The organism is Viridibacillus sp. FSL E2-0187, from assembly GCF_038006425.1.
In the GTDB taxonomy this organism is placed as follows: Bacteria; Bacillota; Bacilli; order Bacillales_A; family Planococcaceae; genus Viridibacillus; species Viridibacillus arvi.
Map to the genome: position 1 here is coordinate 1,209,771 of NZ_JBBOVG010000001.1, position 15,039 is coordinate 1,224,809.

Sequence of the window (15,039 nt, forward strand, 5' to 3'; positions counted from 1 at the left end):
ATACAAATAGATTTGGAGAGGATACAAGTGAAGATGTACAACTGCATCATTGTCGGTAGCGGAATCGCTGCCATGCAACTAGCAAATCATCTAAACGAACAATTTCGTATACTCGTCATAACAAAATCCACAAAAAGAGCCAATAATTCATATCGAGCACAAGGTGGTATCGCATCAGCTGTAGGCAAAGAGGATAAAGCAGCATTTCACTATCAAGATACGATTAAAGCTGGCTGCGACTTTCATAATGAAAAGGAAGTACTGGATCTTGTTGAAAACGGCCCCAAACTTATAGAACAGTTGAAAAAAAGTGGACTTGATTTTGATAAAGATGATGAAGGTCAGTTAGATTTAGGAATGGAAGGCGCTCATGGACAGAAAAGAATTGTCCACTGTGGCGGTGATGCAACTGGGAAACACATAATGGAACATCTTAATTCAACACTAAGGTCCGAGATTGATATCGTAGAAAATAGGTTTGTGTATGAACTGATTATTCATCCTACTACGAAAAGGTGTATCGGTATTAAAGCAAAGTGCGAAAATGGCCAGAATGAATCTTATTTTGGTCATCAAGTGATTTTAGCTATGGGAGGAATTGGCGGATTGTTTTCTATTACATCAAACGATCCTTCAGTAGCTGGTGATGGAATTGCTTTAGCTTATCGAGCAGGTGCAGAAATTGTAGATATGGAATTCATTCAATTTCATCCGACACTTCTCTATTTAAAAAGGAAAACAGCGGGTTTGATTTCTGAAGCAGTAAGGGGAGAGGGTGCCAATCTGATAGATGAATTAGGGCAGCCAATAATGTCCGGTAAACATCCTATGGAAGACTTAGCTCCGAGACATATCGTTGCAAAAGAACTATATCAACAGCGATTGGCTAAAAAAGAAGTTTATTTGGATATATCGATGATCGAGCGATTCGAAGAGCAATTTCCAACAATTACGGCAATGTGTCAGGCAAATGGAGTGTCACTAAAAGAAAAGAAAATACCGGTTGCGCCGGGATGCCATTTTTTGATGGGAGGAATTGCTGTTAATTCGGTAGGGCAAACGTCTATTGACGGTTTGTATGCAATTGGTGAAACAGCTTCTACAGGTGTGCATGGTGCCAACCGACTTGCAAGTAATTCCTTGTTAGAAGGACTTCATTATGGCCAAAGATTAGCTAATCATTTAAATGAACAGTTGATTCAAGAAGAAGTGGTGATCCCATATTATGACCTGACAATAGATATGACTGTTAATGTACCACTGTTACCCGACAAAGAAGAACTGCGTGCAAAAATGATGGCATATGCAGGGATTATTCGGACTAGTTCAGAACTAAAAATACTACAGGATTGGTTAAGTAAATATGATGAATGGCTATTAAATGACATGTCATTGGATGAGTATAGTACCGACACTTTACAACGATTGTTTATGCTGCAAGTTGCGAAACTGATAACAACTTCTGCACAACTAAGGGAAGAAAGCAGAGGAGCTCACAATCGTGAAGATTATCCTACTGAGGATGAACGATGGAGACAAATCCATATTGTCCAATCAAAAAAAGGAATCGAAATGAGGGAACGACAACATGAATACCATCAAGTTGAAATCAATGCTTGAGCATTTTTATATAGAGGATATAGGGGATAGTGATCTATCTAGTGAATTCTTATTCCCTGAAACGCTGATTGGAGAATTGGATATCGTTGCAAAAATGGACGGTATTTTTTGCGGAAAAAAGGTGATTGAAGAGGGATTACGTGTTGTGGACCAAAGCTCGACAGTAAATTGTTACGTAGAAGATGGTCATTCAATTGAAAAAGGAACTGTCATTGCAACAGCAAAAGGTCCTATTCATAGCTTACTTAAAAGTGAACGTGTCATTTTAAATTTAATTCAGAGAATGAGTGCCATTGCGACTGAAACAAATCGAGTAGTGGAGAAAGTTAGAGGAACAGGAACGAAAATTTGTGATACGAGGAAAACAATTCCGGGATTACGTATGTTAGATAAATACGCTGTTCGTACAGGCGGTGGTTTTAATCATCGTAATGGATTATATGATGCAGTTATGTTAAAAGATAATCACATCGCCTTTGCCGGCTCAATTGCGAAAGCAGTTGAAACGGTAAAAGCTTCACTTGGACATACGGTCAAAATTGAAGTCGAAATTGAAACGTTCGAGCAATTACAAGAAGCGATTACCTCGAAAGTAGACATTATCATGTTTGATAATTGTAAACCTGAAACCATTGCAGAATGGAGACAAATTGTACCTAACACAATCATTACAGAAGCATCTGGGATGATAACAAACGATACAATCAGAGCATATGCGGAATCGGGTGTAGATTATATTTCATTAGGTTATTTAACACATTCTGTAAAAGCGCTAGATATTAGCGCAAACATTAAGAATAGCACTAAATAATGGGGGAATCGACGTGTCCATCATGCACTATTTTGAAGAGAAAAAAAGCGGAACATTACCGGAAACATACCGAAATTTAACGAGTGAGCAAATGGAAGCGCGTATAATAGCAATCAAGCTTCAGCTCGGGGAGAAACTTTTCATCCCGGGACATCATTATCAAAAAGACGAAGTCATTCAGTTTGCAAATGTAACGGGAGACTCCCTGCAACTAGCACAAATTTGTGCAGCCAATGAACAAGCGGAGCATATTGTTTTTTGTGGTGTGCATTTCATGGCAGAAACGGCTGACATATTAACGAACGACCATCAGAAAGTTTACTTACCTGACATGCGTGCAGGCTGTTCGATGGCCGACATGGCGAACATTTTCCAGACGGACCGTGCATGGGACGCACTTACAGAGATACTTGGTGACACAATTGTACCACTAACATATGTTAACTCAACTGCGGCTATTAAAGCATTTGTTGGGAAAAATGGGGGTGCAACGGTGACGTCATCAAATGCTCATTCAATGGTGAAATGGGCATTTACACAAAAAGAACGTATTTTGTTTTTACCAGATCAACATCTCGGTAGAAACACAGCGTACGATATCGGAATTCCACTTGAGCAAATGGCTGTTTGGAATCCGATAAACGATAAGCTAGAGTACGAAGGAGAACTTGAGGACATCAAAGTGATTTTATGGAAAGGGCATTGTTCCGTTCATGAAAAATTCACCGTCCAAAACATCGCAGATCTTCGTGAAAGCGATCCAGAAATACGCATCATCGTTCATCCCGAATGTTCAAGAGAAGTCGTTGAACTTGCGGATGACAACGGTTCTACGAAATATATTATTGACGCTATAGAGAATGCAGCACCAGGTACTAAATGGGCAATCGGAACGGAAATGAACTTAGTTAATCGTTTAATCCAGAATCATCCTAACAAACAAATCGTTTCACTTAATCCAAGCATGTGTCCTTGTTTGACTATGAATCGTATTGATCTACCACACTTGCTTTGGAGCTTGGATAGCATTGTTAATAATGAAGATATAAATGTTATTCGGGTTGATGAAGAAACGACGAAAGACGCAATCAAAGCGCTTGAACGAATGTTGGTAAGAGCATAAGAAAAGATAATTACTAAAAAATACGACTGTTCATTGGAAATAAAATGAGCAGTCGCATTTTCATCAAATGAACATATTTTACTTTTATTGACATATGTATATGCTGAATGTAAAATACTCAATGTAGAGTATATATTTTTGGGGGTGTCTATTATTACTCAATTACTAGTTTTAGGTATGTTAGATATTCGACCTATGTCTGGTTATGATATTCAAATGATGCTACAAGAAAATGATGTCGAGCGATGGTCAGGTGTACTCGTTGGATCAATTTATCATGCACTAAAAAAACTTGAAAAAGATAAATATATTGAAATAGAGCGAATGGAACAAACAGGTTTTCGACAAAAAGCAATATATAAAATAACTGATAAAGGTCAATCATATCTTCAAGACTTGATTTTCAAAACCATTAAAACATCTACAATACCATATCCAACAGCACTATATTCTGGATTATCATTTATAGATAAATTACCTACTGAGAAATCAAGGGAAGCATTAGAGCAACAATTGCAAAAATTATTTAACGAGTTAGAGTCATTAGAGATTGGTCTAGAAGAGAAGAAAAAATATTTAGATGGAGAACTACCTGCAATGATCCAATTGGTTTCTAATAATATGATTAAAATTGTCAAACAGCAAATTACATTGGTTGAAGATATCTTAAAGCTTTTTGATGAATAAATGCTCCCTCTTTTTGGAGGGAGTAAAAAATCACCATATAGTCAATGTTGAGTATTTAATTTTGAGTGCATAATTTTATGCTTATTAATTTTCTTGAAAAGGAGAATGTTGGATGAAAATTGATCATTTAGTGATTAATGTAGATTGCAAATATCAGGAAGAAGGAGAACAGGCTACTGCCATTCGTAGTATAGGTTTACCATACAATCCAAAGAAAGGGAAGGGAACGAAAGGTTTTAAAGTATCGAATATTTGGATAGGAAAAGAATATTTTGAAATGGTTAACCTATTGCGGGAAGATGGAGGGGGATGGAAAGAAGAATGGGTCAATGCTTATAACAAAGGTGGGCGAGGACTCATTTGTTTAATGATTGATGTAGCAGATATAGATTTGTTATGTGAAGACATACGGAGTAAAGGGATAGCTGTTACAAATCCAGAAAGTATTAAAATAAAATTTCTTTTCAATCTATTCTCAAAAACGCTACCATGGCAAAATAGTTATTTAAATTTCTTTGAAGGTGTTCCATTGCAAATCGGTTTTCAACAAATGAAAAATCAAAAAACCAGAGAATTTATGGAGAAATACATGGTGCCAAATGCTATAGAAAATAATATTAAGGGTATCAATAGAATTAAGATAAGAGGTAACTTTTCGAGCAATGACTTTGAATTGCTTAAAAAGATTTTTGACTTTGTTATGATAACAGAGGACAGTCTAAAAATAAAATTACAACATTCTCAAGAAATAATTTTTGAAAAAGCCAAGGAGTATAACGTATCTGTTAGCCTAAAAAGAAAAGAAAATAAGTTGAAGGAAGAAAACTGTTGGATTGAGAACACTAAGGTATGTTTTGAATAAAGTTAATCTTTCTTAATAGAAATACTATTTAAATAGAAACCAGTTGACTAGCTAATAGGCTAGTTTTTTTATTAGGTAGTTATGTTTTGTAATTTATATTTCAATGATAAGGACAAGCACTCATACATAAACTACTATATATTGCAAAAGCTCGTACTCATTTTTTGCTAATTAAAATTGAGGTTACTCCATTTAATTGCATTATTAGCTTCAATATTTTATTAAAGAGGGAGGCCGTTTTTATCCAAAATAAGTTGAAGATTGAGTTCACTACTAATGGAAAGAAAAATAGAAAGTCCATGAAATTTTACATAAGCGGAACAGTTCTAGCTGGTGTATTGCTATTTGGTTCAGCATCTATTTCTCCAACTATAAACAATATTTTTGCCAAGACACCTTTCTTAAATTTAATATATGAACCAACGCTTTTAAATAAAGATATAGTCAAAATAATAACAGAAAGATTAATTTCTAAAAATTATCCGTTTGAAAATGTTTCGATAGTTGCGCCTAAGAAAAACATTGTTATTAATATAGATAAATCAGAACAAAATCCTTTAAAAGTGGAAAAAGCGATAGAAAAGGAAGTTAATTCACTGTTAAGCTCATTTGATCTTACAGATTATAAATTAGAAATTGTTCAAGATCTTCAAAGTGTATCTTTAAATACAATGATTTATCAAGAAACCAATTTGATGGCAAAACAATTACAAAATAATATAAAGAATGATGCAAGGTTACAAGATTATAAGTTAATATCGGTATCTGTTAATAATAATGATGTTCAGAATATGATTATACTGGTTGCATCAGACAAGGAAACAAGAACTGTTGTAATGCAAAAAATAGTACAAAGTATTGTAAAGGAAAATAATTTTGAGCCATATTTGATTAAAACATATTCAATAGATGCTCAAGAAGAAGAAATAGCCCTGAAATGGCAAGCAATAATAAATAAAATAAACACTGAATTTATTGGAAAAGACGAAATGAAAATAAAAGATATTCGTTATTCTTTATTTGAACCACCATCATCTTTTCTTATAAATACGTCTATAAACTCTACAGATGTGACCGCTATAGTAGAAGCTCAAAAAATTGAGAAGTCTATTAGAATGTTTATAACAACTCATGGAGATGCTAGCTCTATTAATCAAGAACCATACAACATTGTTATTTATGGTAGTGATAATAAGGAAATAAATATCTCCAATCAAAATTAAGATACCAGCCATCCATATAATTTACGATCGCGTAAATAATATGAATGCCTGGCATCTGTTCAACAAGGTTAAATCAAGAACATTGCAACAATGGTTGTGACGACTAAACCAGTAATAACAGGCACTAAATTTCTTCGTGCAAGTTCGAATGGACTGACATTACAAATAGCTGCAGCGGGGATAAGTGCCCAAGGAATTAAAGTCCCGCCTCCAATCCAGATTGCTGTAATCTGTCCGAGCGCAGTTAAAGTATCGGCGCCACCTCCAATTGCATTGCCAAACAAGCTTCCGACGGAACCAGCTAGTGAAATACCTGAGAATCCTGAACCATCTAATCCAGTAATTGCACCAACGACTGATAAAGTAACGGCTGCAATTTCCTTCGTTAAAGGAACTACGGAAGCTAATCCAACACCTAAATCATTAACAATACCGTGAGAGGCATTCGGTAAAAAGTCACCGATGATTTTTGTGAAACCTGAATCGCCTAGATAGAAGAATGCAGCAATAGGAATAACAGGTCCAAATACTTTAAAACCAAATTGGAAGCCGTGTATTAGATAACTTGTAGTCTTTTCAAGTCCTTGTTTTTTATGGGCTACAACGGATAGAATGAGTAAAATAAAGACGGCAGTTCCGCCAATTAATGCTGTCGCATCCCCACCTTGCAACTTTAAAATGGACATTGCTACGACATCTGCTAAGAAAGCAATTGGAATGATAATTGCAAAAAATTGCTTTTGTCTAAGCGTGAGCAATTTTTCATCTTTTTCATGTTCTTCATTTGAATCGTTTGTTCCTGTTAATTCGATTGTACCGCGCTTCATATCACGTTTTAATAATATAAACGCAGTAATAGTCGTAACAAGACCCATTACAATGACGAGTGGAATACTTGCGGAAATGACATCTCCGACTGGTAACCCAGCTGCATCAGCAGTAAGCTTAGGAGCACCTTGAATGACAAAATCACTTGATAAAGCAATACCATGACCAAATAAGTTCATCGCCATCGCTACATCTAGTGTGACTAAAAGAACCTTTTAAATGAAATGTAGTATTTAAAAGGTTCTTCATGTATCATCGTAATTTAACTTCTTTAATATCCACGGAAGGAGAATTTCCTCTACCACGTCTATAATCCCTTGGAACATCCACTACTATTTCCTCAAAAAGTAGATTGATAAAGTTCTTTTTATCGTTATCACTAGCTCTATCCCACATTGCAGAAATGTTTTTTGCATGTTCGATTATTTGCGATGTATCTTTTACATTTTTTTTAGACGAAAGATTTTTCACTTGTTCTATTAATAGGTTTTCTTCTTTAAGTACTTGTGACATCATCTCAGAATAGTCTTTATGGGTCATTATCCCATCGCCAAGAGCTAGCATCCAATTTTTCTTTCTTTTTTTGATTATATAGAGTTGTTTTTCAATTTCAGCAATTATTAAATCATTATTTTGTACGGATACTGATTCTTCCAGATTAGGTACTATTGAATTAATAAAATTTTCTGGATTGTCAGTAGATAATACTTTAAGAAATTCACTAATAAGTGCTTTTTCGGTGAATATTGGCAAATCACATGTTCCTTTATTTTTTTTTCCGATACAAATGTAGTGTTTTGTACCTCTTTCTTTTTTAAATAGTCCAGACAAAGCTGAAGCACATCTAGCACATCGTAAAACACCACTAAATGGGTAAGGTGAGGTTGCTTTTTTCCCTTCTTTTGTATTAGCTATTCTTCGTTTTTGTGCTTCATCATAGGTTTCTTCCCTTATAATCGCTGGTATGTGATCACTTTTAATAATAATAGTTTCGATTCTATTCGAATTATGTCCCCATCTTACTTTTCCACAATATACGGGGTTTTCAAGCATTCTAGAAATCGTTCGAATATCCTTATCAATATTAAGTTGTTGTAAATATTTTGCGATTGAGCGTAAGCCCTTACCGTCATTATAAAGTCGGAATATTTCTTTTACTAACAGGGCTTCTTCCTCGTGTATTTCCAATTTTGAATTTATACTCTTATATCCAAAAGGAGCTTTTGCACCATTTCTTTCTCCAACTTCAGCTTTTTTTCCCATATTTAATAATACACGTTCAGAAATCGTTTCCCGCTCCCATTCAGCCATTGCAGCCACAAGAGTCAAGAAGAATCTTCCTAAAGCCGAAGTGGTATCAAATACTTCAGTAACACTCTTTATCATAACTCCATTTTCTTCAAATGTTTTGAGAAGTGTATGAAGACTACTAACTGATCTAACTAGGCGATCGAGTTTATAGAAGACTACTACATCAAATTTCCCCATTTTAGCATCTTCGATTAATTTTTGCATAGCTGGACGATTTAAATCTTTGGCACTATATCCATCATCGATATATGTGTCAACTAAATCCCAGTTTCCTTGGGATTCTACAAATTTTCTTACTTTTTCTTGCTGAGAGGTTAAACTGTAACCTTCTACCGCTTGTTCATCAGTAGAAACTCGTTCATATTCTACTGTTCTTAAATTATTTTCCATAAAAAAATTCACCTCAGAAAAAAATGATAAAAGGTATTCGAATAGCCGGAACTTGAGCTATTATTTTTAAACTTCAGTTTTGGTTAACAAGCACAACATCAGGCACCTTTTAACAATCCATTTCATAAAATATAATGGTACATCTCGAAAAGTGGGGGGTAGAAAAATGGAGATAATAGTTCCAGCAGAAAAGCTTGCTGCTGCGGTGAATAAATACCTCTTACCAGCAACAATTAGATATTTAGCACAAGAACAAGAAAAATCCGAAGAAGTTACAATATCTAAGAAAACCGAGTTTACACAAATACAAGAGTGTTAAAATCAGAATGTTTTATAATACGATTATATAATGATTAAAATGCATGCTCTTTTGGATTATTATCAGAGTTTAAAATAACAAAATCGTTGCACAGTAATAAAAGTAAAAGTGTTGTGAAATTATGTGTGAAATTATGTGTGAAATCCAATTATATACAATTAAAACAGACTTGATATGAAGTGATCAAAGTCTGTTTTTTTTATGTATCTTTTTATTAGGGTAAAAAGATAAATTATTATTATTGAAAGTTAAATAACTAACGTAATATAGATGAAATGTTTGCTTATAATCCCTGGAAAATCTTCATTTAGTAGGAATATAATAAACTGTTCAAATAGGCTTGGAGGGTCACTTGGTATAAAAGTGACCCAAAGCACTAAAAATAGAAGAAAGGTTAGAAAGCTTACACAATTAAAACTTATGATTTGGTTGTTAATAATTAATCATTAATTTTGTGTAACTAATTCTACAGCTTTTAATACCAATGGAGTTCCTGCTGTAATTGTGCCAGTAACACCGTTAAAATTAACTCTGTTGCAGAAATAGTATACGAATTGCCTTCCTGTAGTACACCATTTATTTATAAATTATAGTAATCATTTGTCACTACGGGAAAAACAGTAGCTGCATTCCCACTATCATCTAGAAAGGCAGTTGCAAGGACAGTAGTACCTTCAGCAACTGTTAAAATTGCTGCTAACACATTAATAAATCTTGTGGAAGTACTATTAACGTTTACATGAATATTAATAATGGAAAGTGCCATTTTCTAACAGCCTACCAAGATAAAAGTTTAGACGTTTTTATATCACATTTGTTGGAATCCCAATGATTCTATAAGGATGGGAGTTCCAGCAAAAATTGTTTCATTAAATGGGTTAATGATTAGTGAATCTGGGGTAACTTTATACACACCGCCCACTTGCATGGCAGCGTTGATGTAGAGATTGACATATCCATTGGGATTAAAAAGTTTGAATTCTGTTAATGGATTGTCATTATCATCTGTAAATAAATTTGCAGGAATGGTTGCTCCGTTTGTTAAATCAATATCTACTGTAACAATAAAGAAATATCTATTTATTATTGGAATAATAGTTCCTTCAGGGTTAACAACTGGAGGAGGTTGAATAGAACCTATATCAATAGCTTTAATACGGGGCCAAAGAACTTGTTTATTTTCACAGCAACTGTCACAAATCAATTTCTGTCGGTCCATTTTTTTGTCACCTCCATTCCGTCATATGTTAGTAACCCGGTAAGTTATAGGCGTATGTTACTTATAAATTGAGAAAGCTATTCATTCACTAATATTCTATGAATTAATGTCGGAGGGTGATTGGGAAGTACATAGGAGATAGTGCTGAACATTTTGAGAAGAAAAGATATTAAAAAGCCACCCCTTTATAGGAAGTGACAAATTATAACCGATAGGATTAAAGATAAAATTATGGTAAGAAGGACACTAACAAGAACGGAGAGCGATTTCCCAATTAGAGCGATCGCTTCTTGTGCTAACGGGGAGCTTTAGTTAAATTTTCTATTCACGAAATATCAAAACAAAAAGACAGAATTTAATCTACCTTTTAGTTTAAACAGCAACAACCTTTGAGAAAACAGACTAAATAAAACACATTTTTTAATCAATCCAAATTCTAAAGCTGCGTTGATAGATTGGAATAAGCATTGATAACTACTTTATCATCTGATTTTAAATTAAGCATTATTCAATAATAGAAAGGCATAGGAAATATTCCTAAGCCTTTTCTGGGGAGCAATGAAAGAAATGTAATGAATATAGCATTGGTTTTTTATGTATAGTCCTTTCGGTAGCCCTATATACTTGGCACGGAAAGTATCATCTCGCTCATATTCAAATTGCTTTGGTGAAATTATAACTATAATTTTAGAGAGAAAAGCAGGTGATTTCCCGATTTTGGGAAAATCACCTACTTTATTTATTACTTTTGTTTGCAAGTAATTATCGTATTTTACAAAGATAATGATACTGTATGGTAGCTTTAATCTAACTTACGATCATAATCTTTTATGCAATATTAATTCCTGCACTAGCATTACCAGTAATAGTAGTAGCAAGTGCAATCCCTGTAGTAGTAACAGAGTACACCATTAATAAACGATCGCCAGCAGCTACTGACACTGGTGCAACGTTTGCAGTACCAGATGTAATAGTGCCTATTGCGATTGTTGAAAGAGCTGGTGATAAATCAACAAATGCTGTTGTAGGGCTGAATACATTACTTCCCGCAACCGCGCGGTAAACTTGTGCTCGGACTGTTGCTGTTCCTCCTACAAGGTTTAAAGCAACTGTTGCAGACAAGGATGCAGATATAGATGTAATACTACCAGCACGTGGAACTGAAAAGCCTTCCGTTCCAGTAGCAGCTGACAAGTCTATATTATTACCAACAAGAGATACCCCTGGAATAGCCGTACCAAATCCTACAAGACTTGTTGTACCGACTAAGCCACCAGCAAGTGTTACTAAAACAACAGGAATTGTTCCTGAAGCGAATGGGACGATAGTGCCTGTTAGTGCTGGTGTAGTAATACATGCAGCGTCTACAGCTATAAAAGGACCAAGTGAAGTACAATTATTATTATTTGCGCAGCCGCATTTTGAATTATTCATACACATTTTTACACCCCCTTTCTCCTTTATACTATTCAGTTAAGATAAAGGGGAAAGGGCATTTTCCTAAATGGTCCAACATTTTAAACTAACTCCATTTTCGAAAGAAATTGAAAAACAAAGAGTTCTTTTCTTTTTTTTGTCCTTCTTCAGTTGATTCTTCTTTTATCTCAGGTTGCTTGTTTAACTCTTCAATTTGTATATGGTTTTCAAATTTATTCTTTGGTGTAACTTCAAATTCGTCACTTTTTAAAGTAGGGGATGTATTTGTGTTGTCTTGCTCATCAACCACTTCAGAATCTACAGGAATGGCAAGCTCATTAACCACTTCAGAATCTACAGGAATGGCAAGCTCATTAACCACTTCAGAATCTACAGGAATGGCAGGCTCATTAACAACTTTAGAATCTACAAGAATGGTAGCCTCATTAACTACTTCAGAATCTTCAGGAAAGACAGCCTCTTTTGTTATTACAGAGCTCGTTTTATCTATAGTGTTAACAGTGTTATTAATTTTTTCGGGTTCTCCGTAATTAACTAAATCTTCCGGCTTAAGTTCATTATCAATGGAATTATGGATTTCAGCATGCGGTAAAGTATTAGATTCATAAACTCTGATTGGAGCTTCCTGTGCGTTCGTAGCGTTTTTAAAATGAAAGGTGGATTCGGTGGTGGTATTTCTATATAAACCATTATATATTTGGCTTGGATGAGTATTTGTTGATTGAAAGTAATGTTGATTAAAATGGCGTTCTTCGGGTACATTTCTTTGATTTTCATTGTGAGCGGAAGGTATACCATTGTTTGCATCTAATTGCCTATTTGTTGCTTTACCTGCTAGACTTTGTAACATTTTATAAGATGGCTGTTTGGATGTAATCACCGATTGGTTTGTTGTCTGTGTAATTATCAGATCTCTTTGTGCACCGTTAGAAATAAATTTAGATGTGTTTTCAGTTTTAGGTGTAGTGATTGGAGTTTCAGTATTTTCGATCGTGAGTAATTTGTTTAGAGCCCTTAGTATTTCTTGATTCATTTTCTCATTCATTTGATTCAGAGACTCAATTTGTGTCGAGAGAAGTTTTATCTGCTCCTCATGGCCTCTGATTTGTGAATTCTGCTTTTCTTCTATTGTTTCAGTTAGCCCTTCTATAAGTGCCATTTGCGTTTTAATTCCGTTAAAATCCTTTTTTATAAATAGATAATCATCATTTGAAGTCCCCATTTTTAGTGAAGTTAACGTTGCCTTGTAGGCATCTATTGTATTCTTCCATTTTTCAATGTCTTGAGTGGAGTACAATTTTGAATCTTCCATTATATTTCACTCCTTTCAGTCCATTAATATTTTATTAAAAATATTTACTTTCTGTTACAAATATCCCGGTCCTTTCAAATATTTTAGTTTCTCTATAAGAAGAGGAGATGTATGTAAAAACGATACATACTGATACTTAAGCATTTTAATAAAAATCAGAACGAATTTTTTATTAGCCCATGCACTTATAGGTATAAAACATATGATACAACGAAAGCAAAATTTTATGGAGGTGTCAAAAGGATGCAAGAGAATATGCCATCCCAGGCGCAGGAGCCGGAATTAATTTGTATTAACGTTGATAAGGTATTTGATTGGATTGTAAAAGAAATGTCGTTTGATATTTCCCCTACTGGACCAATTACTTTTTCAGGAGTATACGCAAATACTGACTTAACGGGTGCAGTAGTTACATGTAAAGTAGTTCCAGCAACATCTAATCCTATTGTAATTTTGAACCGTGAGAATCGCCAATTCTCAATTGATGGTTCAACGGTATGTCTTCAAAATTTAACTATTCAAAAGAATTTTATTCTTACGATAGTTGTTACTTTACCGAATGGGACTATGTACACAAGCAATAATATTCCAGTTTCGCGTTGTGAACAAGTAACATTATGTGCGCCGAAAGGGACAGATGTAGAAATTTTATTCACAGATTTAGATTGTTTCGTTTGTACAACAGGAACATTAACAGCTGGAGACGGCACAATTACGTTTTCTGCGCTAACAATTACTGTATCAGTTTGCCAAAGTATTCAATCTACATTCCCAGTTACTGTGGAATTCTTAGCAACATTCTGTGAACCAAGAGCTGAATTACCATTCACATGTCCGGGTGTAGTTCGTCCTCAGCAGTGTCCCGCTATTTTCCCAACTCTTGGCTAGTGGTACTAACACCGCGGAGAAAATCATATCGTAAGGAGAGGGTAATCCTCTCTTTTTTTTTATGAAAGAATTCAAATATAGCCATCTCCTGAAAAATGTGAATTCTTTAGTTGATTTAATACTATTGGTAAGGAGGACTAATTATGACAGCTCGTATTGTTCATATGGAAGAAAAGATAAATGAACTAAAAAAACAAACGGATTTTTATGTTCATGAAATTAAACAAATGGTTGGTAAACTCATTATCCCGGATAGTGTCAACGTCATTAGTTATTTCACATCCTCGTTCAATATTTCTAATAATCCGGATGAAGAGAACTTATGCTTGGGCTCTTATCATATTCTCAATGTAGGTAATCAGCCTATTACAAATCCGTATCTATGTATAAAACTGCCTGAAGACTCTCCATTCTCTTTCTCTGGAAAGTATGTCTATGAACATTTTGCACCGAAATTAAAAGGAAACAGTAGCTGGGAGCGAATCAATGATCAATCGAGCAAGGTGGAGTTCTGGCTTAGACCTATAGGAAAAACAACGTTAGAGCCAAACGAAACACTATCATTTCCTAATTTTCAGATCAAATGGGGTCATAATTTATCTTATTCAGGAAGTATCATAGGTTTTACATATTGTGATCAGCTAGAAGATGGTGTCGTCGTCTTAAATCCTATTAATCTCAATGGAATTAGTTATACACAGGGGGATGAAAATGAGTGAGTATGAAAATATGAATCAAAAAAAAGATAGTGTTATCCATCAACTTATGAAGGAACAGCTTACGAGTTTACCTAGCCATAGTAATGAAGAAAATAATAGCTTTGCTTATCTCGAAAAAGGCACATTGAATCTACTTATTAATTATTTAATATCAGGAGAAAAGATAAAGGCTGAAGAAATGGTCGATGAAGAATTAGAAATTAAGCTTGTTAAGCAGCTTGATGAGATGTTAGAGGAAAGTAAGGAGCAATTTGAAGAAGTGATTAGTTTATTTGAAAAATTGTCGTGAT

The 15,039-nt window shown here is 34.5% G+C and carries 15 protein-coding genes and 1 pseudogene; 10 read left to right on the plus strand and 6 right to left on the minus strand.

From position 1 onward, the window contains the following. Positions 1 to 33 precede the first annotated feature (33 nt). The 6 genes from nadB (at position 34) to MHH85_RS05935 (ending at position 6,326) form a co-directional block, all read left to right on the plus strand. Positions 34 to 1,620 (plus strand): L-aspartate oxidase, encoded by a 1,587-nt coding sequence (gene nadB / locus MHH85_RS05910; RefSeq protein ID WP_340708127.1) that lies wholly within the window; start codon positions 34 to 36, stop codon positions 1,618 to 1,620. Continuing rightward, a complete protein-coding gene (gene nadC, locus MHH85_RS05915) occupies positions 1,589 to 2,431 on the plus strand; it encodes a carboxylating nicotinate-nucleotide diphosphorylase (protein ID WP_340706265.1) in 843 nt (280 codons plus the stop codon). The genes nadB and nadC overlap by 32 nt, the downstream gene beginning before the upstream one ends. 13 nt (positions 2,432 to 2,444) lie before the next feature. Further along, complete coding sequence (gene nadA, locus MHH85_RS05920; protein WP_340706266.1) at positions 2,445 to 3,554, plus strand: quinolinate synthase NadA; 1,110 nt, start codon at positions 2,445 to 2,447, stop codon at positions 3,552 to 3,554. A gap of 144 nt (positions 3,555 to 3,698) precedes the next feature. Next, entirely contained in the window at positions 3,699 to 4,241 is a 543-nt protein-coding gene (locus MHH85_RS05925) for a PadR family transcriptional regulator (RefSeq protein WP_340708128.1), read from the plus strand. Positions 4,242 to 4,353: 112 nt separating this feature from the next. Beyond that, the gene (locus MHH85_RS05930) at positions 4,354 to 5,103 is read left to right on the plus strand and encodes a hypothetical protein (protein WP_340706267.1); all 750 of its coding nucleotides are present in this window, start codon (positions 4,354 to 4,356) and stop codon (positions 5,101 to 5,103) included. Between the two features lie 299 nt (positions 5,104 to 5,402). Beyond that, a complete protein-coding gene (locus MHH85_RS05935) occupies positions 5,403 to 6,326 on the plus strand; it encodes a DUF4030 domain-containing protein (protein WP_340706268.1) in 924 nt (307 codons plus the stop codon). A gap of 68 nt (positions 6,327 to 6,394) precedes the next feature. On the opposite strand, the pseudogene MHH85_RS05940 reads toward MHH85_RS05935, so the two are convergent. Beyond that, positions 6,395 to 7,360 (minus strand): annotated as a pseudogene (locus MHH85_RS05940) (hypothetical protein); the annotation flags it as partial. A 46-nt stretch (positions 7,361 to 7,406) separates the two neighbouring features. Beyond that, entirely contained in the window at positions 7,407 to 8,855 is a 1,449-nt protein-coding gene (locus MHH85_RS05945) for a recombinase family protein (protein ID WP_340706269.1), read from the minus strand. A 166-nt stretch (positions 8,856 to 9,021) separates the two neighbouring features. On the opposite strand from MHH85_RS05945, the gene MHH85_RS05950 reads away from it, so the two are divergent. Further along, entirely contained in the window at positions 9,022 to 9,174 is a 153-nt protein-coding gene (locus tag MHH85_RS05950) for a hypothetical protein (protein WP_193740202.1), read from the plus strand. Positions 9,175 to 9,754: 580 nt separating this feature from the next. Here the strand turns inward: MHH85_RS05950 and MHH85_RS05955 are convergent. The 4 genes from MHH85_RS05955 to MHH85_RS05970 form a co-directional block, all read right to left on the minus strand. After that, on the minus strand, positions 9,755 to 9,940 hold the full coding sequence (locus tag MHH85_RS05955) for a hypothetical protein (protein WP_340706270.1): 186 nt from the start codon (positions 9,938 to 9,940) through the stop codon (positions 9,755 to 9,757). 42 nt (positions 9,941 to 9,982) lie between these two features. After that, positions 9,983 to 10,393 carry a DUF4183 domain-containing protein gene (locus MHH85_RS05960; protein WP_340706271.1) on the minus strand — a complete coding sequence of 137 codons (411 nt, stop codon included), beginning with the start codon at positions 10,391 to 10,393 and terminating at the stop codon, positions 9,983 to 9,985. 828 nt (positions 10,394 to 11,221) lie between these two features. Next, positions 11,222 to 11,833 carry an exosporium glycoprotein BclB-related protein gene (locus MHH85_RS05965; RefSeq protein WP_340706272.1) on the minus strand — a complete coding sequence of 204 codons (612 nt, stop codon included), beginning with the start codon at positions 11,831 to 11,833 and terminating at the stop codon, positions 11,222 to 11,224. Between the two features lie 82 nt (positions 11,834 to 11,915). Then, positions 11,916 to 13,142, minus strand: a complete 1,227-nt coding sequence (locus MHH85_RS05970) for a hypothetical protein (protein WP_340706273.1) — start codon at positions 13,140 to 13,142, stop codon at positions 11,916 to 11,918. A 243-nt stretch (positions 13,143 to 13,385) separates the two neighbouring features. Between MHH85_RS05970 and MHH85_RS05975 the strand changes: the two genes are divergently transcribed. The 3 genes from MHH85_RS05975 (at position 13,386) to MHH85_RS05985 (ending at position 15,038) form a co-directional block, all read left to right on the plus strand. After that, a complete protein-coding gene (locus tag MHH85_RS05975; protein WP_193740198.1) occupies positions 13,386 to 14,030 on the plus strand; it encodes a hypothetical protein in 645 nt (214 codons plus the stop codon). A gap of 143 nt (positions 14,031 to 14,173) precedes the next feature. Then, entirely contained in the window at positions 14,174 to 14,749 is a 576-nt protein-coding gene (locus MHH85_RS05980) for a hypothetical protein (protein ID WP_340706274.1), read from the plus strand. After that, positions 14,742 to 15,038 carry a hypothetical protein gene (locus tag MHH85_RS05985; RefSeq protein ID WP_340706275.1) on the plus strand — a complete coding sequence of 99 codons (297 nt, stop codon included), beginning with the start codon at positions 14,742 to 14,744 and terminating at the stop codon, positions 15,036 to 15,038. Before MHH85_RS05980 ends, MHH85_RS05985 begins: the two co-directional genes overlap by 8 nt. Position 15,039: the final 1 nt, after the last annotated feature.

Coding starts and splice junctions, on each gene's coding strand:
- MHH85_RS05985 (WP_340706275.1), top strand. CDS start 14,742: ATGAGTGAGTATGAAAATATGAATCAAAAAAAAGATAGTGTTATCCAT.
- nadB (WP_340708127.1), top strand. CDS start 34: ATGTACAACTGCATCATTGTCGGTAGCGGAATCGCTGCCATGCAACTA.
- MHH85_RS05945 (WP_340706269.1), bottom strand. CDS start 8,855: ATGGAAAATAATTTAAGAACAGTAGAATATGAACGAGTTTCTACTGAT.
- MHH85_RS05980 (WP_340706274.1), top strand. CDS start 14,174: ATGACAGCTCGTATTGTTCATATGGAAGAAAAGATAAATGAACTAAAA.
- MHH85_RS05955 (WP_340706270.1), bottom strand. CDS start 9,940: ATGGCACTTTCCATTATTAATATTCATGTAAACGTTAATAGTACTTCC.
- MHH85_RS05950 (WP_193740202.1), top strand. CDS start 9,022: ATGGAGATAATAGTTCCAGCAGAAAAGCTTGCTGCTGCGGTGAATAAA.
- MHH85_RS05960 (WP_340706271.1), bottom strand. CDS start 10,393: ATGGACCGACAGAAATTGATTTGTGACAGTTGCTGTGAAAATAAACAA.
- MHH85_RS05970 (WP_340706273.1), bottom strand. CDS start 13,142: ATGGAAGATTCAAAATTGTACTCCACTCAAGACATTGAAAAATGGAAG.
- MHH85_RS05930 (WP_340706267.1), top strand. CDS start 4,354: ATGAAAATTGATCATTTAGTGATTAATGTAGATTGCAAATATCAGGAA.
- MHH85_RS05935 (WP_340706268.1), top strand. CDS start 5,403: ATGAAATTTTACATAAGCGGAACAGTTCTAGCTGGTGTATTGCTATTT.
- MHH85_RS05975 (WP_193740198.1), top strand. CDS start 13,386: ATGCAAGAGAATATGCCATCCCAGGCGCAGGAGCCGGAATTAATTTGT.
- MHH85_RS05965 (WP_340706272.1), bottom strand. CDS start 11,833: ATGTGTATGAATAATTCAAAATGCGGCTGCGCAAATAATAATAATTGT.
- nadC (WP_340706265.1), top strand. CDS start 1,589: ATGAATACCATCAAGTTGAAATCAATGCTTGAGCATTTTTATATAGAG.